This is a genomic window from Nitrospirillum guaranorum (genome assembly GCF_034653275.1).
In the GTDB taxonomy this organism is placed as follows: Bacteria; Pseudomonadota; Alphaproteobacteria; order Azospirillales; family Azospirillaceae; genus Nitrospirillum.
In genome coordinates, this window is the sequence record NZ_JAYEES010000002.1 from 132,469 (window position 1) to 157,309 (window position 24,841).

Consider the following 24,841-nt stretch of genomic DNA (forward strand, 5'->3'; position numbering starts at 1 on the left):
CATGAACCACGGCAGCTTTTTCCGCCCCCGTTCCGGCGCCAACCGTCCGGGCACCCGGCAATCCCAGGCCCTGCCGGGCATGAAGCGTTTCCGCGCCGATCTGCGCGGCGCGCTGATGGCCTCGGTCGCCGGGCTGGCGCCGCCGGCGCCCAAGATGGCCAACCGCCGCAACCGGCGCGCCGGCCGCGCCGCCATCGCCGTCGGCACCACGCTGGGCGCCTACATCGTCTCGTCCCTGCTGTCGGCGGCGCACGCCAACCCGACGGGCGGCACGGTGACCGTGGGCCAGGCGGTCATCGACGCGTCCAAGCCCAACACCCTGACCATCACCCAGGGCACCGACAAGGCCGCCATCAACTGGCAGTCCTTCAGCATCGGCGCCGGTGAAAAGGTCGACTTCCTGCAGCCGTCCAGCGGCAGCGTCATCCTGAACCGGGTCATCGGCAATGACCCGTCCAGCATCTTCGGCCAGCTGACCGCCAACGGCACGGTCATGCTGGTCAACCCCAACGGCGTCGTCTTCGGCGCCGGGTCACGGGTGGACGTGGGCAGCCTGGTGGCCACCACCGCCAACATCAGCGACGCCGACCTCCTGGCCGGCCGGTACGCCTTCAACCAGGCCTCGGCCAACCCCAACGCCGCCATCGTCAACGCCGGCGACATCACCATCAAGGACAGCGGCCTGGCCGCCCTGGTGGCGCCCAGCGTGCGGAACTCCGGCGTCATCCACGCCAAGCTGGGCCGCGTGGCCCTGGGCGGCGCCCAGACCTTCACCCTGGACTTCCAGGGCGACGGCCTGCTGAGCTTCGACGCCAGCTCCGCCGTCACCGCCCTGCCCCACAACGCCGACGGCACGCCCGCGCAGGCGCTGGTGGTCAATTCCGGCCAGATCGCGGCCGAGGGCGGCACCATCGAGCTGTCGGCCCGCGCCGTGAAGGGCGTGATCGACCACGTCATCAACACCGACGGTGTCCTGGTCGCCACCAGCGTCAGCGCCAAGAACGGCAAGATCGTGCTGTCGGGCGGGGACACCGGCACCGTCGCCGTGGGCGGCACCGTGAACGCCAGCGGCAGGGACGCGGGCCAGACGGGCGGCAGCGTCGTGGCCATGGGCGCCGACGTGGCCGTGGCCGCGGGCACGGTGGTGGATGCCGGCGGCGACGCCGGTGGGGGCCACATCGCCATCGGCAGCGACGGCACCGGCACCACGCTGGACACCGCCAAGTCCCTGTCGAAGAGCGTCAGCCTGGCGGCGGGCGCCACCCTGAACGCCGACGCCGTGACCAGCGGCAACGGCGGCCGTGTCAGCCTGCTGTCCCAGGACAGCACCCTGTTCTCCGGCACCGTCAGCGCCAAGGGCGGGGCCCGGGGCGGCGACGGCGGCTTCGCCGAGGTGTCCAGCCACAACGGCGTGACCCTGGACGGCGACGTCAACCTGCAGGCGCCCAAGGGCAAGACCGGCACCCTGCTGCTGGACCCCACGACGCTGGAGATCACCAACGGCGCGGCCAACAGCGGCAGCCAGGACAGCCACATCACCAGCGGCACCCTGGCCGCCGGCGCGGCGGATGCCGGCTCGGGCACCACCCTCAACACCGTGTCCTCGGGCAAGATCGTCGCCCTGACCGCCACCAGCGACGTGGTGCTGCAGGCCAGCGGCCTGATCACCGTGGACAACCTGGGCACCGTGAACCTGGGCAGCGGCCACAGCCTGACCCTGCAGTCCACGGCCACCGGCGGCATCACCTTCACCAACCCGTCCACCACGGAAATCGTGGCCAGCGGCGGCGGCAATATCACCCTCCAGTCGCTGGGCATCGGCAGCACCATCACCAACGTCGCCAAGCTGACCAGCGACACCGGCGTCATCACCATCACGGCCAACGGCAACGTGACGCTGGCCAACGCGGTCACCACCGGCGGCGGCGTCGCGATCACGTCGGTGGTCGGCTCCATCACCAACGTCGGCACCACCAACCTGATCACCGGCGGCACCGGCGGCAATGGCGGCGTCGTCCTGTCCGCCCAGGGCGGCGGCATCGGCACGCCCACCTCCACCATCAGCACCCACACCCAGGGCCTGGGCCTGGAAACGGGTGGCAGCCTGTACGTCACCAACGACCAGACGCTGCTCGTCCTGGCCCTGAGCGCCACGCACGCCCGTCCCGGCGTCACCAACACCTATCAGCTGACCTCCCCCGGCCTGACGTTCGACGCGACCGACACGGGCAGCCTGAACCTCAACACGCTGCAGCAGTCGTCGCTTCTGTATGCCCAGGTCAGCACGGACCATGACGCGATCGTCGGCAACGTCAACGTCACCGGCAGCGGCGTCTTCTCCCTGACCTCCACCGGCGGCAACATCCTGGCCGGTGCCGGCAACACGGGCGCCACGCCCATCACCGCCGCCTCCGTCCAGCTGACGGCCCAGGGCACCACCGGCCTGAATGGCGCCATCGGCAGCAGCGCCGCGCCCCTGCAGACCGACACCGCCAGCCTGCGCGCCAGCGCCGGCTCGGGCGGCATTTATGTCGCCAACGGCGGCGCCCTGGCCCTGCAGAGCGCCGTCGCCAGCGGCACGGTGAACGTCGCCACCGCCGGCACCCTGACCGTGGGCACCGTCACCGGCGGCACGGTGACGCTGGCCAGCACGGGCGGCGCCATCCAGGACGACGCCAATGCCACCACCACCATCAGCGCCAACACCCTGAACCTGAGCGCCGCCAGCGGCATCGGCGTCCATGCCACCCCGCTGACCAGCAACGCCTCGACGGTTCAGGCGGCCTCCGGCACGGCCGGCATCTACCTGAACCTGACCAACACCACCGCCACGACCCTGTCCAGCGTCGCCAACACCGGCACGGGCGCGATCGAGGTCGCAACGGCCGCGAACACCACCGCCGCCCAGGTTTCCACCGGCGGCAACTCGGGCGACAACATCACCATCACGGTGGCCAACGGCGCCCTGGGCGTCGGCACCATCAACGCCGGCGCATCGGGCAACATCACCCTGACGACCACGGCCGGTTCCTCCGGCGGCGACGGCGTCGTCGCCATGGGCACCGGGGCGCTGGTCACCGGCCAGAATCTGGTGCTCAGCACCTCGTCCAAGGGCTATGTGCAGCTGTACACCTCCGTCGCGAAGGTGACGGGCAGCGTGGGCCAGGGCGCCCTCATCGCGCAGATGACCGGCGACCTGGTGGTGGGCGACTTGGCCACCACCTACGTCCCGGTCTCCGGCCTGGACAATCAGGTTTCAGGCCCCAAGATCATCGTCGGCGCCGTGGACGGCAACATCACCATCGCCGGCACCATCAAGGCGCTGGGCACGACCACCTATCCCGGACAGGTGCAGATCGAGGCCCGCGGCGCCATCCGGGCGGACAGCGGCGTCACCACGTCCATCACCTCCGACAGCGTGGATCTGGAAGCGAACCAGAGTATCGGCACCGCCGCCTCCCACCTCAAGACCAACACCACGGAACTGTCCGTCTCGGCCGTCGGCGACATCTACCTGGACAACGCCGTCGCGCTGACCGAGCTGTCGATCACGGACGATCACACCTCGTCCGGCGTGGCGAACACGGTCGCCATCACCGCGCCCTATCTGACCTTCGGCATCAGCGACGACGGGTCCCGGTTCACGCTGACCAACATCGTCGGCACCACCATCGACAGCCTGAGCTTCACCAGCGACGAGACCCTGGTGCTGGGCCACATCCAGGGCAGCGCCGAAAGCAGCGTTTACCTGACGGCCACCCAGGGCAACATCCTGGACGACGCCAACAGCCAGACCCGCGTCACCGGCGACTACGTCAACCTGACCGCCAGCAACGGCAGCCTGGGCAGCGCGGCCAACCCGCTGAACATCAACGCGCCGTACCTGAGCCTGACCACCGAAGGCAACCTGTACGCCAGCGACATCGCCGACCTCTCCCGCCTGTCGCTGACCACCAACCACGCCACCAACGGCAGCGTGAACACCTATCAGCTGACGGCGCCGTCGTTGGTGTTCAACGTCACCGACAGCACCGCCGCCACGTCCTTCAACACCCTGACGGACGTCACCGGCCTGGCCTTCACCTACACCAACGACCGCACCATCACGCTGGGCGACATCGACGTCACCCGCACGGGCTCACTGAACTTGACGGCCAGCTACGGCAGCATCCTGGACGACGCAAACACCGCGACCCAGGCCCTGGCCGGCACCATCACCCTGTCGGCCGTCTGGACCGCGGGCGGCCTGGGGACCAGCGCCAATCCGCTGCAGTTGGCCACCGGCACCCTGAGCGTGGCGGCCAACACAGGCGACACGCACGCCGTCGTGTCCATGCCCGTCAACTCCACCGCCAACGTGGTGACGCTGAAGACCGGCAACTACAACAGCGGCAACATGACGGTCGAGGCGCTGCAGGGCGACCTGGCCCTGGGCACCATCACCACCACCGGCCAGTCCGTCACCCTGAAGGCCGACGCCGGTTCCATCACCAATCCCAACACCAGCGGCGGCATCACCCCCAGCTACAGCACACTGACGGTGGGTAGTGGCGGCACCGTCAGCCTGACCGCGTCGGGCGCCATCGGCGGCAGTGCCGCCCCCATCCTGATCAGCGCGTCGGGCGGCACATTGAACGCCACGGCCACGGCCGGCGACGTCTATGTCACCAACGCCAGCGCCCTGAAGCTGGGCGCCATCAGCGCCAGCGGCACGGTGGGCGTCGCGGCCACCTCCGGCAGTCTGACCGATGACGGCGACAGCGGCACCACGGTCGCCGGCGCCACCGTCGCGCTGACCGCCGCGTCCGGCAGCGTCGGCTCCTCGGCCAGCCCGCTGGGCGTCACCACCGCCAACCTCGCCATCACCGCGCAGGGCAGCATCCAGGTGGTCGACAGCGCGGCGCTGTCCAACCTGACCCTGGCGAGCACCAGCACCAGCGCCGCCAACAGCTTCTCCGTCGGCGCCACGAACCTGACCGGCTTCGCGCTGAGCGATAGCGGCAGCCTGTACACCCTGACCCAGCTGACCAGCACCTCCGCCCTGAACTTCACCTTCACCGGCGGCCATGCCATCACCGTCCTGGGTCCGGTGAACGGCAACGCCGGCACCGCCAACTATGGCATCGGCACCAGCGGCGGCGCCGTCACCCTGGCGTCCACCGCCGGCACCGTCACCGTCGGCAGCATCGCGACCGGCGGCGGGGCCGCGACCATCACCAGCGGCGGCGGCGGCGCGTTGACCGTCACCAGCCTGGCCACGGGCGGCGGGGCGGCCACGCTCACGGCCGGCGGCGTCCTGACCGTGACCGGCCTCACCACCTCGGGCGGCGCCGCCACCCTGACGTCCGGCACCACGGCCGCCCTGTCAGGCGTGGACACCGGCAACGGCGCGCTGGGCATCACTGTGGGCAGTGGCGACTTCACCGTCGGCGCGCTGACGGCCAGCAGCGTCTCGATCAACGCCAAGGCCGGCAACATCAAGGACGACGGCGACAGCACCACCAAGATCACCGCCGGCACCGTCTCGCTGACGTCCGGCACCGGGTCCATCGGCGTGGCCGGGACCAGCGACAGCGACACGTCCAAGTGGATCGCCCTGTCGGGCACCACCAACCTGACGCTCAGCGCCCCCACCAACATGTATGTGGTGGATGACCACGCGCTGACCGCGCTGGCGCTGAACTTCACCGGCAACAACAGCGCCGGCGTCTTCAAGCTGACCGCCCCCACCCAGACCTACATCATCTCCAGCGCCAGCGGCACGCTGAGCGTCAACCGGGCGGGCGCCACCTCTGGCGGCACCGGCGACCTGAGCACCTTCAGCCTCTACGCCCGCGAAAGCGTGAACGTCGGCACCGTGTCCGCCACCGACAGCATCTCGGTGACCACCGACAACACCACCGCCAACATCGGCTTCCTCAGCGGCTTCGGCGGCCTCATTTCCGCCAGCGGCACCGTCAACCTGACGACCAAGGGCGCCAACGCCAGCAACGGCAACATCGGCACCAGCACCAATTCGGTGTCGATCGAATCCACCACGCTGAACATCGATTCCCTCGGCGCGGTCTATGTCGACGACGCCGGGCTCGCCAACCTGTCCATCATCAGCCGGCACGTGTCGTCGTCCGACAACGACAACAACATCAAGGTCACCGGCTTCTTCCTGCAAAGCTCCGGCCTGATCGTCGGCGACGGCGCGACCCAGTCGCTGGCCAATGGCAGCGTCTTCGCCGCCAAGAACGGGACGCCGGCGCTGAACTTCAGCTACACGACCGACCGGGCGATCGCGGTGATGAACAACATCACCGGCAACGCCATCTCGCTGACCTCCACCGGCGGGTCCATCACCGGCTCGTCCGGCAAGACCATCACCGGCACCTCTGTCAGCCTGTCGGCCCTGGCCAAGGACGCATCCGTCGGCACGTCCAGCCAGGCCGTCGGGGTCAGCACCGCCAACCTGTCCATCGCCTCCGCCGGCAGCATGTATGTCGCCGACAGCGCGGCGCTGTCGTCCCTGGCGCTGAACGCCACGCTGACCCAGACCGGCACCCCGTCCGCAGGCTTCGGCATCACCGCCAGCAACATCACCGACAGCATCACCTACAGCAACAGCGGCCCCTATGGCCTGCAGATCGGCACCTTCACCGCCAACAGCGGCAACGTCGCGCTGAGCGTGCAGACGAACCAGCTGATCACCACCGGTACCATCAACACCGGCACGGGCACAGGCGCCGCCGTCACCTTGACCACCACCGGCGCCATCCAGGCCGCCACCAGCTCCTCGCGCATCACCACCGGCGCGCTGACGCTGAACGCCACGAACGTCGGCATCTACCAGGACGGCACCGACCCCTTCCTGACCACGGCCAGCAGCCTGGCCGGCACCATCCAGACCCTGGACCCCAGCACGAAGAAGGTCACCGGCGGCAGCATCAACCTGTCGAACACCGGCGACCTGGCCCTGGGCGCGCTCACCGTGGGCAACACGGCCAAGATCACCACCAGCGGCGCCATCACCAGCGGCGGCGGCACCGTGTCCGCCCCCATCGTGACCATCAAGGCGACCGGCGGTTCCATCGGCGCCAGCGCCGCCCACCTGAGCGTCGACACCCAGGCCCTGTCCCTGGACAGCGGCAACGACATCTATGTCGACGCCCGGTCGGACCTCTACGCCCTGAACGTGACCGACCGTCACGCCACGGCGCGCGCCAACACCTTGTCCATCACCGCGCCGCACCTGACCTTCACGGTCACGGACTCCGGCTCGCAGTTCAACCTGGTCAACGTCGTCGACGCCAGCGGCGTGGACTTCAGCTTCACCGGCGACAAGGACATCCAGATCGGCACCGTGAACGGCCAAAAGGGCCGCACGGTGAGCGTCACCTCCACCAACGGCAGCCTGAGCGACAACGGCGCGGTGCTGCTGGCGGGCGGCGAGGTCGACTTGGCCGCCACAGGCTCCATCGGCACGGCCGGCGCGCATATCAAGACCACCGCCCTGACGCTGGGCGTCACCTCCGGCGCCAACATCTACGTCGACAACGGCCTGGATCTGTCCGCCCTGTCGGTGCGGACGACGCAGAGCACGGCCACCGGCGGCATCTTCTCCATCACCGCGCCCCAGCTGACCTTCACGGGCGGCGATGACGGCACCTACACCCATTTCGACCTGGTCAGCGACACCACGGGCATCAACTTCTCCGCCACCGCCCAGCACAGCATGAAGATCGGCACGATCGACACGCGCGCCAGCGGCGCGCCGGCCGGTGGCCTGGTCACGCTGTACGACTACCAGAGCATCCTGGCCATCGACGGCAGCAACCGGGTCACGGCGGCGGAGACCTCGCTGACCACCTGGAACGGCGGTGGATCGGTCGGCAGCGGCGCCACGACGCTGAACCTGTCCACCCCGCTGCTGGACATGGACACCAGCGGCAGCGTCTACCTGAATTCCGACACGCACATCGACGCGCTGGACCTCTACACCCGCCATCCGACGTCCAACGCCAGCACCTACAGCATCACCTCGCCCGGGCTGACCTTCGGGATGAGCGACGCCGGCACCGGCGCCAGCCTGACCAACATCGTCGACACCACCGGCCTGGCGCTGAGCGTCACCAGCGACGCCGGCATGACGGTGGGCACCGTCAACCTGGGCACGGCCGGCACCCTGGCGCTGCACACAACCAGCGGCGACATCAAGGGCGACGGCAACGGCAGCACCGGCATCACCGCCGCCAGCCTGTCGCTGGTGTCGGACAGCGGCGCCATCGGCACCTCGGGCGCGGGCAACGAGATCGACGCCCAGGTCAACACCCTGACGGCGAACGCCCAGAGCGGCGCCGTGAACCTGGGCTTCTCCGCCTCCGCCGCGCTGAAGGGCCTGACCGCCGGCGGTGACGTCGTGCTGAACAACAGCGTCGGCGACATCGCGCTGGGCAGCATCGAGTTGAACGGCCACAACCTGACCGTCGACAACGAAGGCGGCTCCATCCTCAGCGGCACGCTGAACGACACCGCCACGGTGACGCTGATCGCCCAGGGGTCCATCGGCAACGTCAGCGCCATCACCACCACGTCCAACGGCGCCGCCACCACCCTGAACCTGACCGCGCACGCGGCCAACGGCGCCACGGGCAGCGTCAATGTCAGCGAAACCAACGGCAACCTGATCGCCAGCAGCATCGCCGCCCCCGGCGGCGTCACGCTGAAGACCAGCGACGGCGGCATTTCGGTCGGCACCATCAACGCCGGCACCTCCGCCGTCAGCCTGACAGCGGGCGAAGGCGACATCACCGCCATCAACGGCGGCAACCTGATCACCGGTGGCAGCGTCACCCTGGTGACGGACAGCGACACCGGCTATTCCATCGGCGCCGCCGGCAACGTCCTGGTCGTGGCCACCCCGGTCCTGTCGCTGACCAACACCAAGAACATCTACCTCAACGACAACAGCACGCTGACCAAGCTGACGCTGGATCGCACCGGCGACTACACCGGCGGCGGGACCATCCAGCTGAACGCCACCGGCCTGACGGCCGCCTGGGCCGAAACGTCCAGCACCATGACCATCGGCGTCCTGACGCAGTCCGGCCTGGACCTGACCCTGCGGACCAACCACAACGTCGCCGTCGGCACCATCAACCTCGGCAGCACGGGTTCCCTGGACCTTGAGGTCGATCCCGCGTCGGGCAACGGCGCCATCACGGCGACCGCCGGCAGTTCCTCCATCACCGCCGGCAAACTGACGCTGCAGGTCTCCTCCGAGAACAGCACCGACGGCAGCGGCATCGGCAGTTCCGCCACCCTGCTGAAGGTTTCCGCCACCGACTTCACCGCCAGCGCAGGCCAAGGCGGCATCTACATCGCGCCCACCTCCAACATCAACCTGTCGAACGTCGCGTCGGGCGGCGCGCTGACGGTGTCCACCACCTCGGCGGTGGATATCACGTTGGGCAGCGTCACCTATGGCAACGGCCAGGCCCTGACCGTCACCACCGCCGGCGCCATCCTGGGCGGCGGCGGCGTGCTGCAAGGCGGCAGCCCCAGCATCGGCGGCAGCTACGGCGCCATCAACCTGACCGCCGGCACCGGCATCGGCGGCGTGGACGCCCCGCTGCAGATTTCCGCGACCAACAACGCGGTCAACGCCACCGTCACCGGCACCGGCGACATCGTCATCAACAGCCAGGGGGCGATGCTGGGTGGCCTGACCACCACCACCCATGACGGCCAGATCGTCATCACCTCGTCCGGTTCCCTGCTGCTGAACGGCGCCACCTCGTCCAACGACATCTCCGGCGACGGCATCTCCGTCACCGTCAACGGCGGCAACCTGACACTGGGCGGCGCCATCACCGCCGGCGCCACCCAGGGCAACATCACGCTGACGGCCAACAACGGCAGCATCCTGGCCAGCAACGCGCCCACCACCAGCAACGAGGTCAGCGCCTTCTCCGTCAGCGCCACCGCCACCAGCGGCCTGGGCGGGTCGGGCAAGGGCCTGAACCTGGTGGGCCAGCGGGTGAACGCCATCAGCCAGAGCGGCACCGTCTACCTGTCGCCGCAGGCCACCACCACCCTCGCCTACGTCTCTTCCGGCGGCGGCGCCATCAACATCGTCGGCAACGGCGGCCTCTACCTGGGCAACGTCCTGTCGAGCGGCGGCAACATCACCGTTTCCGGCGGCACCGGCACCACCGTCTATGCCGGCAACGTCAACGCCGGCAGCGGCAACGTCACCATCGTCGCCAGTTCCAGCGGTGGTGCCATCATGGACGACGGGCTGGATCTGACCCGCATCGTCGGCAACGCCGTCTCGCTGAGTGGGGCCACCGGCGTCGGCAGCTCCACCCGCGCCGTCCAGACCACCGCCAACAGCCTGACCTTGGTCGACAACGCCGGCGGCGCCGGCATCTATGTCGACGATAACAACACCAGCGGCGTCACCATCACCAGTTCCACCGCCGCCGGCGGCAACACCGTCATCACCACGGCGGGCCCAACCACGGTGGTCAGCGCCACCGCCACCTCCACCACCGGCGGCGGCAACGACATCACCATCACGGCCGCCACCGGCAACCTGACCATCGGCGCCATCAGCACCAATACCGCCAGCCTCAACGGCGGCACGCTGACCCTGACCGCGACCAACGGGTCCATCCTGGCCCGCGCCGGCAGCGCCACCAACCTGACCGGCTACAACGCCAGCCTGTCGTCCAAGAGCGGCATCGGCACGCTGACCGATTTCGCCAGTGGCGCCGGCGCCCCCATCGTCACCGCCGTGACCAACCTGACCGCGTTGTCGGCCACCGACGCCGGCTCCATCATCAACGTCAAGCAGACCGGCAACCTGACCCTGGGCACCGGCACCAACGTGACCCTGGGCGCCAACGGGTCCGTCTACCTGCAGGCCACCGGCAATATCAACGTCAGCACCGGCCTGCCCAACGTCGGCACCGGCAACCTGGCCTTGCTGGCCGGCGGCACGCTGACCCTGCCCACGGCGGGCGTCAGCACCTCGGGCGACCTGTACCTGAAGGGCGTCACCGATATCGTCGCCGCCGGCGCCACGCCGCGCGCCCTGACCATCACCGCCGATAGCCTGCGGTTCATCAGCGGTGCCGCCGGCGGCAACACCAGCCTGACCACCACGGTGGGGGCGCTGGACGCCGAGCTGACCGGCACCACCACCGCCGCCAACCTGACGGTCGGCAACACCGGCGGCCTGTCCGGCCTGACGCTCAGCACCGCCAAGGGCAACATCACCTTCACCAACGACGTCGGCTTCACCACCACGTCGGTCACGGCCAACGGCACCACGCCGACGGTCAGCTTGACGGCCAGCACCGGCGACCTGGCCGTGGGCACCAGCGGCATCAGCGCCGGCGCCACGGGCACGGTCAACCTGACCGCCACCACCGGCGCCATCGGTGGCGCCGGCGGCGGCGCCATCACGGCCAACACGCTGAACCTGACCAGCCTGAAGGCCATCGGCAGCAGCGGCAACGCGCTGAGCGCCACCGCCGCCACCCTGTCGGCCAACGTCACCGGCACGGTGCTGGCCAACGGCGCCGGCGACTACGGCATCTACATCTCCGCCCCCGGCACCCTGTCGCTGGCGGGCCTCACCACCGCCGACGGCGTCGTCTCCATCACCGGCGGCGGGTCGGGCACCACGCTGACCTCCACCGGCGGCATCACCGCCGGCAACGGCCACGCCATCACCCTGACCAACAGCGGCGGCGCCATCAGCGTCAGCGGCACCATGACCGGGTCCAGCCTGGACGCCACGGCCACGACCATCAGCGTCGGTGCCATGTCCACCAGCGGCGCCCAGAACTACACCGGCAACACCACCATCACCGGTGACCTGACGGCCAGCGCCGTCACCATCACTGGCAACCTGACCCTGGGCGGCACCGGCGCCCGCACCATCGACACGCACGCCAGCAACGGGGACATCGACGTCACCGGCACCGTGACCGGCGCCAGCCATGACCTGACCCTGACGGCCGGCACGGGCGACATCACCCTGGGCGGCGCGGCCACCGGCATGGGTGCCCTGTCCGCCAGCGGGGCCACCATCACCACCCACGGCGTCGCCGGCGCCGGCAACCAGTCCTACACCGGCGCCACCACCCTGGGCGGTACCTACAGCACCGGCAGCGGCACCTTCACCGTCACCGGCGCCGCCACCCTGGGCGGCGATACGACCGTCACCACCACCAATACCGCGGTGGGCTTCACCTCCACCGTCGATGGCGGGCATGACCTGACCATCGGCAGCGGCACGGGCGCTGTCAGCCTGAGCGGCGCCGTGGGCGGCACCACCCGCCTGGGCGCTCTGACCGTCAATTCCACCGGCGCCACCACCCTCGGCAGCGCGGTGAAGGTCGGCAGTCTCACCACCAACGCCGGCGGCAGCATCGTCCTGACGGCCGGCAGCGTGGATGCCACCGGCACGATCAGCCTGGGCGACAGCCTGTCGCTCGGCACCGACACCACGCTGAAGGGCGGCACCGTCACCCTGGGCGGCGCCATCGACGGCGCCCATGGCCTGACCGTCACCGGCAATGCCGTCTTCAATGGCACTGTCGGGGCTGACACGCGCCTGAGCAGCCTGTCCGTCAGCGGCACGTCCACCATCAACACGACGACCGTCAGGACGACCGGCACCCAGACCTATACCGGTGCCGCCACGCTGGCCGCCAACACCACCCTGACCGGCACCACCGTTGGCTTCAGCGGCACCCTGGACGGCGCCAAGACCCTGGCCATCATCGGCAACGCCGGCTTCGGCGGCGCGATCGGCGGCACCACCAGCCTGAGCAGCCTGTCGGTCAGCGGCACCAGCAGCCTGTCCGGCGCCGTCACCACCAGCGGCACCCAGGCCTACACCGGCGCCGTCACGCTGGTGAACGACACCACGCTGACCGGCACCACCGTCACCCTGACCAACGGCGCCAACGGCACCACCGCCGACACCCAGTCGCTGACCATCGCGGGCAACCTGGGCACCAGCGGCGCCTTCGGCGCCACCACACGCCTGAAGAACCTATCGATCAGCGGCACCGCCAGCCTGACCGGCACCACCACCACCGGCGGCACCCAGACCTACGGCGGGGCGGTGACCCTGGCCGGCGACACCACGCTGGTCGGCACCACCGTCACCCTGGCCAGCACGGTCAACGGCGCCCACAGCCTGACCATCACCGCCGACGCCGCCATCGCGGGCACCATCGGCGGCACCACCGCCCTGACCAGCCTGTCGGTCAGCGGGGCCAGCACCCTCAGCGCTGCCGCCATCACCACGACCGGCACCCAGACCTACACCGGGGCCGTCACCCTGGCGCGCAGCACCGGCGCCACCGTCCTGAACACGACCAACAGCAACGTCCTATTCAGCGGCACGGTCGACGGCAACGGCGACGTGGTGTCGGGCAGCGACGGCCTGACCATCAACGCCGGCACCGGCAACATCACCTTCGCCAGCACCATCGGCGCCACCACCCGCACCGGGTCCATGCAGTTCTACAGCGGCGGCGCCACCAGCTTCGGCGGCGCGATCAAGGCGGGTTCCGTCTACACCGACGCCGTCGGCACCCTGGCGCTGAACACCGGCAGTGTCGACACCACCGGGTCCCAGGCCTATGGCGAGGCGCTCAGCCTGACCGCCGACACCACGCTGAAGGGCAGCAATATCACCCTGAGCGGCACCGTGGATGGCGTGCACAGCCTGACCATCACCGGCAATGCCACCCTCAGCGGCATCATCGGCGCCACCAACGCCCTGACCAGCCTGTCGGTTGGCGGCACCAGCACGCTGTCGAAGAACATCACCACCACCGGCACGCAGAGCTACACCGGCGCCGTCACCCTGGGCGCCAACGACGTCCTGTCCGGCAGCACCGTCGCCTTCGGCGGCACGGTCAACGGCGGCCACACCCTGGCCATCACCGGCAACGCCACCTTCGCGGACACCGTCGGCGCCACCAACGCGCTGACCAGCCTGGCGGTCAGCGGCGCCAGCGGCCTGAACGGCGGCAGCGTCAGAACCACGGGGAGCCAGACCTACACCGGCGCCGTGACGCTCGGCACCGGCACGACGCTGATCAGCACGGGCAACGGCACCGTCGCCTTCGGCGGCACCGTCGATGGCGCCAACAGCCTGGCCGTCAGCAACGGCGGTACCGGCAACACCAGCTTCGGCGGGAACGTCGGCGGCACCACCGCGCTGGCCAGCCTGTCGGTCAGCGGCACCAGCACCCTGCCCGGCACCGTCACCACCACCGGCACCCAGACCTACACCGGCCTGGCCACCCTGACGGCGGCCACCACCACCCTGGCCGGCGGCACCATCACCCTGACCGGCGGCGCCGACGGCACCACGACCGACCAGCAGTCGCTGACCGTCACCGGCAACCTGGTGACCGGCGCCCTGGGCGCCACGCATCGCCTGAACAACGTCTCCGTCAGCGGCGCCGAGACCCTGTCGGGCAGCGTCACCACGGCCGGCACCCAGACCTACAGCGGCGACGTCACCCTGGGCGCCAACGCCACCCTGACCGGCACCACCGTCACCTTCAGCGGCACCCTGAACGGCGCCCATGCCCTGGCCATCACCGGCAACGCCGACTTCAGCGGCGTCATCGGCGGCACCACCACCCTGACCAGCCTGTCGGTCAGCGGTACGTCCCACCTGTCGGGTGACGTCACCACCACCGGCACGCAGAGCTACACCGGCGCCGTCACCCTCGCCGCCGACACCATCCTGACCGGCACCACCGTCACCCTGACCAACGGCGCCAACGGCACCACCGCCGACCAGCAGTCCCTGTCCGTCGTGGGCAACCTGGGCACCAGCGGCGCCTTTGGCGCCACCAAGCGCCTGAAGAACCTGTCCGTCACGGGCACCGCCAGCCTGACCGGCACGACAGCCACCGCCGGCACCCAGACCTACAGCGGCAACGTGACCCTGGCCGGCGACACCACCCTGGCCGGCACCACCGTGACACTGAGCGGCACGGTCAACGCCACCACCGCCGGCGCCCAGGGACTGACAATCACCGGCGACGCCGTCCTGGGCACCGTCGGCGGCACCAAGGCCTTGAAGGCCCTGTCGGTCTCCGGAGCCAGCAGCCTGGGCGGCAACATCACCACCACGGGCATCCAGACCTACACCGGGGCGGCCACCCTGACAGGCGCCGCCATCCTGACCACCACCAACAGCGCGGTCAGCTTCAGCGGCACCTTGGATGGCGCCCGGGCCCTGACCATCAGCACCGGTTCCGGCAACGTCACCTTCAGTGGCGCCATCGGCGGCACCACCACCCTCGGCACCCTGACCATCAACAGCAGCGGCGCCACCGCCTTCAACGGCGCGGTCAAGGCCGTCAACATCGCCACCGACGACGCGGGCACCCTGACCCTGGGCACCGGTTCGCTGGACGCTCAAGGCACCCTGACGCTGGGTGAGGCGTTCAGCCTGACCAGCGACACGGTGCTGAAGGGCACCACGGTCACGCTCGACGGGGCCATCAACGGCGCCCATGGCCTGACCATCACCGGCAATGGCGTCCTGAACGGCGCCGTGGGCGGGACCACAGCCCTGTCCAGCCTGTCCGTCAGCGGCACCGGCAGCCTGGGCGCCAACGTCACCACCACCGGCACCCAGACCTATACCGGCGCCGTCACCCTGGCGGCCAACGACATCCTGGCCGGCAGCACCGTCACCTTCACCAGCACCCTGAACGGCGGCCATACCCTGGCCGTCACCGGCAACGCCGTGTTCGGTGGTGCGGTCGGTGCCACCACCACGCTGACCAACCTGTCGGTCAGCGGCACCTCCGCCCTGAACGGTGGCAGCGTCAAGACCACGGGTGGCCAGACCTACGCCGGGGCGGCCACCCTGGGCGCCGACACCACGCTGACCGGCGGCACCGTCACCTTCACCAGCACCCTGAACGGTGCCCAAGCCCTCGCCGTGACCGGCAACGCCAGCTTCAGCGGCGCCGTCGGTGGCACCACCGCCCTGTCCAGCCTGTCGGTCAGCGGCACCAGCAGCCTGCCGGTCGCCGTCACCACCACCGGCGCCCAGAGCTACACCGGCCTGGCCACCCTGTCGGCGGCCACCACCACCCTGACCGCCACCACCGTCACCCTGACCGGCGGTGCCGACGGCACTGCGGCGGACCAGCAGTCGCTGACCGTCACCGGCAACCTGGTCACCGGGGGCCTGGGTGCCACCCACCGCCTGAACAACGTCTCCGTCAGCGGCACCGACACCCTGTCGGGCAGCGTCACCACGGCCGGCACCCAGACCTACAGCGGCGACGTCACCCTGGGCGCCAACGCCACCCTGACCGGCACCACCGTCACCTTCAGCGGCACGCTGAACGGGGCCCATACCTTGGCCATCGTCGGCAACGCCGGCTTCAGCGGCGTGGTCGGCGGCACCGCCGCCCTGACCAGCCTGTCGGTCAGCGGCACCAGCAGCCTGGCGGGCAACGTCACCACCACGGGCACGCAGACCTACACCGGGGCCGCCACCTTGGCCGCCGACGCCACCCTGGCCACCACCAATGCCGCCGTTAAGTTCCTGAGCACCCTGGACGGGGCACATGCCCTGACCATCGGCAGCGGCACGGGGGCCGTCACCCTGTCGGGCGCGGTCGGCGGCACCACCCGCCTGGGCGACCTGGTAATCAACAGCGGTGGCGTCACCACCTTCGGTGCCGCCGTCAAGGCCGCCAGCGTCACCACCAATGCGGCCGGCAGCCTGATCCTGAACGGCGGCAGCGTCGACACCACCGGCACCCAGACCTACAACGACGTCACCACCCTGGGCGCCGACACTACCCTGACGGCGACCACGGTCACCCTCAACGGCGCGGTCGACGGGCCCCAGGTGCTGGCCATCACCGGCAACGCCGTGCTGAACGCCGCCGTGGGCGGCAACAGCTTCCTGACCAGCGTGTCGGTCACAGGATCCACCGCGTTGAACGGCGGCACTGTCGGCAGCTCGGGCGCGCAGACCTACACCGGCACCGCCACCTTGGGCGCCAACACCACCCTGAACGCCAGCACGGTCAGCTTCGGCGGCACCCTTGACGGCGCCAAGACCATGGCCATCACCGGTGGCGCCGTCTTCGGCGGCACCGTGGGCGGCACGACCGCCCTGTCTAGCCTGTCGGTCAGCGACAGCACCGCCTTCAACGGCGGCGGTGTCACCACCACCGGCACCCAACACTACAGCGGCGACGCCACCCTGGGCGCCGACACCACCCTGACCACCACCAACAGCCTGCTCATCCTCGGCGCGGTGGACGGGGCGCACGCCCTGACCATCAGCACCGGCACGGGCAACGTGATCCTGGGCAACACCGTAGGCGGCACCACCCGCCTGGGCGCCCTGACAATCAACGGCAGCGGCATCACCACGCTGAGCGCCGTCAAGGCGGCCAGCGTCACCACCGACGTGGGCGGCGCCACCGACCTGTTCGGCGCGGTCGACACCACCGGCACCCAGACCTACAACGACGCCGTCGTCGTGGGCGTGAACACCACCCTGACGGGCACCACCGTCACGCTGAACGACACGCTGAACGGTGCCAAGACCCTGGGCATCATCGGCAACGCCGTGCTGAACGGCACGGTCGGCCTCACCAACGCCCTGACCAGCCTGTCGGTCAGCGGCACCACCGGCCTGAACGGCGGCAGCGTCAAGACCAGTGGCACCCAGACCTACGACGGTGCGGCTACCCTGGGCGCCGACACCACGCTGACCACCACCAACAGCGCCGTCACCTTCAGCGGCACGCTGGACGGCGCGCAGGCCCTGACCATCACCGCCGGCAGCGGCACCGTCACCTTCACCGGCGCCGTGGGCGGCATCACCCGCCTGGGTGATGTCACCGTCAACAACAGCGGCACGCTGGCCCTCAACGGTGGCGCCAAGGCCGCAAGCCTGACCACCGACCTGGGCGGCAACGTCACCCTGGCCGGCGGCAGCGTGGACACCACCGGCATCCAGGCCTACGGCGAGGCCGTGACCCTGGCCGCCGACACCACGCTGAAGGCCACCGCCGTCACCCTGAACGGCACGGTCAACGGGGCGCACGCCCTGACCGTCACCGGCGACGCCTCCTTCAACGAGACCGTCGGCGCCACCACCGCGCTGACCAGCGTCTCGGTCAGCGGCGACACCATCGTGAACGGCGGGGTCGTCAAGACCACCGGCACCCAGGGCTACACCGGCACCGTCCTGCTGGGCGGCAACGCCACCCTGACCGGCAGCACCATCACCTTCACCGGCACCCTGGATGGCCTGGCCAGCTTGGCCGTCACCGGCAACGCCGTCTTCGGCGGCGCCGTCGGCGGCACCACCGCCCTGACCAGCCTGACCGTCAGCGGCACTAGCGCCCTGAACGGCGGTGCGGTCACCACCACAGGCGCGCAGACCTACACCGGGGCCGCCACCCTGGGCGCCGACACCACCCTGGCCACCACCAACGCCGCCGTTAAGTTCCTCAACGCCCTGGACGGGGCGCACGCCCTGACCCTGACCACCGGTACCGGCAACGTCACCCTGACGGGTGTGGTGGGCGGCACCACCCGCCTGGGGGCCCTGACGGTCACCAGCGGCGGCGCCACCACCTTCGCCGGCGCCGTCAAGGCCGCCAGCGTCACCACCAACGCCGCCGGCACCCTCAGCCTGGCCGGCGGCTCGGTCGACACCACCGGCACCCAGTCGTACGGCGAAAACATCGGCCTGGTGACCGACACCGTCCTGAAGGCCAGCACCGTGACCTTCAACGGTACGGTCGACAACAACCAGGCCCTGACCGTCACCGGCAACGCCGTGCTGAACGGCGCCGTCGGCGGCAACAGCTTCCTGTCCAGCCTGACCGTCAGCGGCACCACGACCATCAACGGCGGTAGCGTCGGCACCTCGGGCGCCCAGAGCTACACCGGCACCGCCACCTTGGGCGCCAACACCACCCTGACGGCCGACACGGTGACCTTCGGCGGCACCCTGGACGGTGCCAAGACCCTGGCCGTCACCGGCAACGCCGTCTTCGGCGGCGCGGTCGGCGGCATCACCGCCCTGACCAGCCTGGCGATCAACGGCGACACCACCCAGAACGGCGGCGGCGTCACCACCACGGGCGGCCAGAACTACTTCGGCAACACCACCCTGGGCGCCGACACCACCCTGGCCACCACCAACGCCGCCGTCATCGCCAGCGGCACGGTGGACGGGGCGCACGCCCTGACCATCACCACCGGCAACGGCAACGTGATCCTGGGCACCGTCGGCGGCACAACCCGCCTGGGCGCCCTGACCATCAACAGCGGCGGCACCGCCACGCTGAGCGCGATCAAGGCCGCCAGCCTGGTCACCGACGCCGGCGGCACCACCGCCCTGTTCGGTCACAGCGTCGACACCACCGGCGCCCAGACCTACAACGACGCCCTCACCTTGGGCGCCGACAACACCCTGACCGCCACCACCGTCACGCTGAACGGCACGGTCAATGGCGCCAAGGCCTTGACCGTGACCGGCAACGCCGTGGTGAACGGCGAGATCGGCGGCACCACCGCCCTGACCAGCCTGTCGATCAGCGGCACCAGCGCGCTAAACGGTGGCGGGATCAGGACCACGGGCGGCCAGACCTACACCGGGGCCGCCACCCTGGGCGCGGCCACCACCCTGACCACCACCAACAGCGCTGTGGCGTTCGCCAGCACGCTGGACGGGGCTCAAGCCCTGACCATCACCGCCGGCAGCGTCACCTTCACCGGCGCCGTCGGCGGCACCACCCGCCTGGGCGATGTCGTGGTCAACAACAGCGGCACGTTGGCCCTCAACGCCGCCGTGAAGGCTGCAAGCCTGACCACCGACCTGGGCGGCAACGTCACCCTGGCCGGCGGCAGCGTGGACACCACCGGCGTCCAGGCCTACGGCGAGGCCGTGACCCTGGCCACCGACACCACGCTGAAGGCCACCGCCGTCACCCTGAACGGCACGGTCAACGGGGCGCACGCCCTGACTGTCACCGGCGACGCCTCCTTCAACGAGACCGTCGGCGCCACCACCGCGCTGACCAGCGTCTCGGTCAGCGGCGACACCATCGTGAACGGCGGGGTCATCAAGACCACCGGCACCCAGGGCTACACCGGCGCCGTCCTGCTGGGCGGCAACGCCACCCTGACCGGCAGCACCGTCACCTTCAACGGCACCCTGGATGGCCTGGCCAGCCTGGCCGTCACCGGCAACGCCGTCTTCGGCGGCGCCGTCGGCGGCACCACCGCCCTGACCAGCCTGACCGTCAGCGGCACCAGCGCCCTGAACGGCGGTGCGGTCACCACCACCGGCCTGCAGACCTACACCGGGGCCGCCACCCTGGGCGCCGACACCACCCTGGCCACCACCAACGCCGCCGTTAAGTTCCTCAACGCCCTGGACGGCGCCCAAGCCCTGGCCGTCACCACCGGCACCGGCAACGTCACCCTGACGGGTGCGGTGGGCGGCACCACCCGCCTAGGGGCCCTGACGGTCACCAGCGGCGGCGCCACCACCTTCGCCGGCACCGTCAAGGCGGCCAGCGTCACCACCAACGCCGCCGGCACTCTCAGCCTGGCCGGCGGCTTGGTCGACACCACCGGCGCCCAGTCGTATGGCGAGGCCCTGCCGCTCAGCACCGACACGGTGCTGAAGGGCGGCACCGTCACCCTGAACGGCACGGTCGACGGCGCGCATGCCCTGACAATCACGGGCGACACGGTGCTGAACGCGGGCGTGGGCCTCACCACCAAGCTGACCACCCTGACGGTCAGCGGCGCCACCCTGCTGAACGGCCACAACGTCCGCACCACCGGCACGCAGAACTACCAGGGCGCCGTGGTCCTGGGCGGGGCCGCCACGCTGACCGGCGACACCGTCACCTTCGGCGGCACGCTGGACGGCGCCTACATCCTGGCCGTCAACGCCAACGGCGTGTTCAACGGCGTCGTGGGCGGCACCACCGCCCTGTCCCGCCTGTCGGTCAACATCGGCACCGCCACCCTGAACGGCGGCGCCGTCACCACCAGCGGCGCGCAAAGCTACAACGTCGCCGCCGTCCTGGGGGCCGACACCACGTTGGCCACCACCGATGGCGGCTCCATCGGCTTCGGCACGCTGGACGGGGCCCATGCCCTGACCATCAACGCCGGCAGCGGCAACGTCTTCCTCACCAAGGCGGTGGGCGGCACCACCCGCCTGGGCGCCCTGACCATCAACGGCAGCGGCACCACCACCGTCACCAGCACGGTCGCCGCCGCCAGCGTCACCACCGGGACCGGCAACGCCCTGGTGCTCAACGGCGGCAGCGTCGACACCACCGGTGCCCAGACCTACGGCGGCCCCATCACCCTGGGCGCCGACACCGTCCTGACCGGCACCACCGTCACCCTGTCCGGCGCGCTGGACGCCCTGACGGCCGGCGGCCAGTCGCTGGCCATCATCGGCAACGCCGTGATGGACCAGGCGGTGGGCGGCACCACGGCGCTGAACACCGTCCGTGTCAGCGGCACCACGATGTTCGGCGACCCCTCGGTCACCACCACCGGCGACCAGACCTATGCCGGCGCCGTCACCCTGGGCGCCGACACCACCCTGACCAGCGCCAGCGGCACCATCACCCTGGCCGCCGGCGCCGACGGCGTCACCGCCGGCGGCCAGTCGCTGATCCTGGTGGGCAACACCGCGCTGACCGGCGCCTTCGGCGGCACCACGGCGCTGAACACCCTGTCGGTCACCGGCACCGCCGCCCTGAACGGCAGCGTGACCACGGCCGGCACGCAGACCTACGACGGCGCCGTGACCCTGGCGGGTGACACCCGCCTGGGCAGCGGCGGGGCGGTCACCTTCACCGGCACCCTGGATGGCGCGCAGGCGTTGACCATCGCGGCCGGCACGGCGGACGTCACCTTCACCGGCGCCGTGGGCGGCACCACCCGCCTGGGCGACCTGAATGTCACCACCGGCGGCGCCACCACCTTCACCGGTGCCGTCACAGCGGCCACCGTCACCACCGACGCCGCCGGCACGCTGGCGATCAACGGCGGCAGCGTCGACACCACCGGCACACAGACCTACGGTGAGCGGGCGGTCATGGGCGGCACCACCGTCCTGAGCGGCAGCCTGGTCACCCTGGCGGCCGGCGCCGACGCGGCCACCCCCCTGGCGGCGCAGCCCGCGCTGACCATCCAGGGCGACGCCAGCCTGACGGGCGACATCGGCGTCAACGCCGCCTTCGCCGCCCTGACCGTGACGGGGGCAACCACCCTGAACGGCGGCACCATCCATACGGGCCGGCAGACCTACACCGGCCTGGTGACCGTGGCCGGGGGCAGCACCTTGAAGGCCGACAACGGCCTCACCCTCGCCACCGGCGCGACCGGCGCGGCGGACCTGACCATCGCCACGGCGGGCGGCGACGTCGCCTTGGGCACCCTGGCCCTGACCGGCACCACCTCCGTCACCACCGACGGCGGCCAGGTGCGGGCGGGCACGGTTGGCACCAAGACGCTGTTCATCACCACCAGTGGCGGCGACATCACCGTCGCCGGCACCGCCACCCTGTCGGGCGTCACCCAACTGACGGCCGGCACCGGCGGCGTCACCGTCGCCGACAGCCTGACCAGCGGCGGCAGCCTGACCGTGACGGCCAAGTCCCTGACCGTCGGCGGCACCGCCACCCTGGCGGCCGGCACCACCATCAGCACCACGGGCGACGTCGCGTTCGCCGGCACGCTGAACGCCAAGTCCGGCCTGGCCGTCACCAGCACCGGCGGCGATATCACCCTGGGCGGCCCGGTCACCCTCACCGGCGCCAGCCAGCTGACGGCGGCTGGCGGCATCACCATCGCCGACAGCCTGACCAGCGGCGGCAACTTGACCGTGACGGCCAAGTCCCTGACCGTCGGTGGCACCGCCACCCTGGCGGCCGACACCACCGTCAGCACCACCCAGGGCCCCGTGACCTTCGCGATGCTGGGCAATGGCGGTGCGCTGGCGGTCAACGCCGGCGGCGGCGACGTCACCTTCGCCGGTGCTGTAGGTGGTGCTGCGGGCGGCCAGTTGGGCACCCTGGTGGTCAACACCAGCGGCGCCACCACCTTCGGCGGCGCCGTGCGGGCCGCGTCGGTGACCACCGATGCCCCGGGCACGCTGGCCCTCAACGGCGGCAGCGTCACCACCACCGGTGCGCAGACCTTTGGCGAGCGCGCGGTGCTGGGGGCGGATCTGGTGCTGACCGGCACCACCGTCACCCTGTCGCAGGGGGCCGACGCCAAGACCATGGGCGGCCAGGGCCTGACCGTGGCCGGCACGCTGGTCGCCGACGGCGCCCTGGGCGGCACCACCGCCCTGCGCCAGATGTCGGTGACCGGCCCGGTGACGCTGACCAACGCCAGCGTCACCACCACCGGCGGCCAGACCTACAGCGGCGCCCTGACCCTGGGCAGCGACACGGTCCTGACCGGCGGCACCCTGACCCTGACGGGCGGCGTCGACGGTGCCAGTGCCGGCGGCCAGTCGCTGAGCCTGGTCGGTAACGCCGCCTTGACCGGCGCCTTCGGTGCCAACCAGGCGCTGAAGAGCCTGTCGGTCAGCGGCACCGCCAGCCTGAACGGCGGCAACATCGTCACGGCCGGCGCGCAAACCTACGCCGGTGCCGTCTCCGTGGCCGCCGACCAGGGCCTGACCAGCACCGGCGCCTCGCTGGTGTTCGGCGGCACGGTGGACAGCGCCAGCCGCGCCGCCCTGAACCTGGTGGCCGGCGACGCCATCCAGGTGACGGGCACGGTGGGCGCCACCGGCCCGCTGGGCACGCTGCGTCTCTCGGCCAAGGGCAAGGCCACCTTCGGCAAGGCCGTGACGGTGAGCAGCCTGATCGAAACGGCGGCGGGCGACGTCACCACCTTCCACGGCACCCTGGTGGCCGACGGCAACGGCGGCCTGCAGTTGACCGGCAACGGCTTCGTCTTCGACCAGGCGGTCTCGGCCACCGGCGGCGCCATCGCGCTGAACGACACCAAGGCCGACGGGGCGATCAGCTTCGCCAGCGCCGCCAACGTGTCGGCGGCGGCGGGCTTCACCCAGACGGGGGGCGCCAGCTTCCTGCTGCCGGCCACCATCACCGTCACCAGCGGCCCCATCACCTTCGCCACGGTGGCGACGCTGCCGGCCGGCACGGCCAGCATCACCACCAACGGCGACATCACCATGGTGGGCCTGCAGGGCCCGACCACGGCCCTGACCATGGCGTCGGGCACGGGGGCGCAGCGCATCGGCGTCGCCAATGGCCTGCCCACGCAGACCATCGTCGTCGCCAGCCTGAAGGTGCCCACCGCCGCCTCCGCCAAGATGTACGGCACGGTGGCGTCCAAGCAGCAGTCGTTGGCGGCCGGCGCCATCGACAGCCCGCTGAAGGGGGCGCCTTGGTTCATCAACGACACGCCCTGGGGCCCGACCGACACGGTCAGCACCGTGGCGGCGACGGTGGTGGCCAAGGTGCCGGTGCCCAGCACGCCGGGCGTCACCGCCCTGTTCACCGGCACGGTGTCCAACACCGGCATCACGCCGGACGCCCTGTCGGCCTACGTCTCGCCGCAGGTGCTGTCGGCCGGCGGCAACAGCGTGGTGGGCGCCAGCGCCCAGCCGGCGGTGCTGACCACCTCCGGCACCACCCCGACCCCGGCCGGCGTCAGCACCCCCACCACGCCGCTGACCACCACCGGCGGCACCACCGAAGAAAACACCCCCCGCTGAGGCACGGGCGGCGCGGGCAAC

The 24,841-nt window shown here is 70.9% G+C and carries 1 protein-coding gene; it reads left to right on the top strand.

Annotated features, from left to right (window positions below):
- Position 1 precedes the first annotated feature (1 nt).
- On the top strand, positions 2-24,820 hold the full coding sequence (locus UAJ10_RS06595; RefSeq protein WP_322914586.1) for a filamentous hemagglutinin N-terminal domain-containing protein: 24,819 nt from the start codon (positions 2-4) through the stop codon (positions 24,818-24,820).
- Positions 24,821-24,841 lie beyond the last annotated feature (21 nt).

Excerpts from the sequence above, each read along its gene's own strand:
- UAJ10_RS06595 (WP_322914586.1), top strand. The coding sequence starts at position 2 with ATGAACCACGGCAGCTTTTTCCGCCCCCGTTCCGGCGCCAACCGTCCG.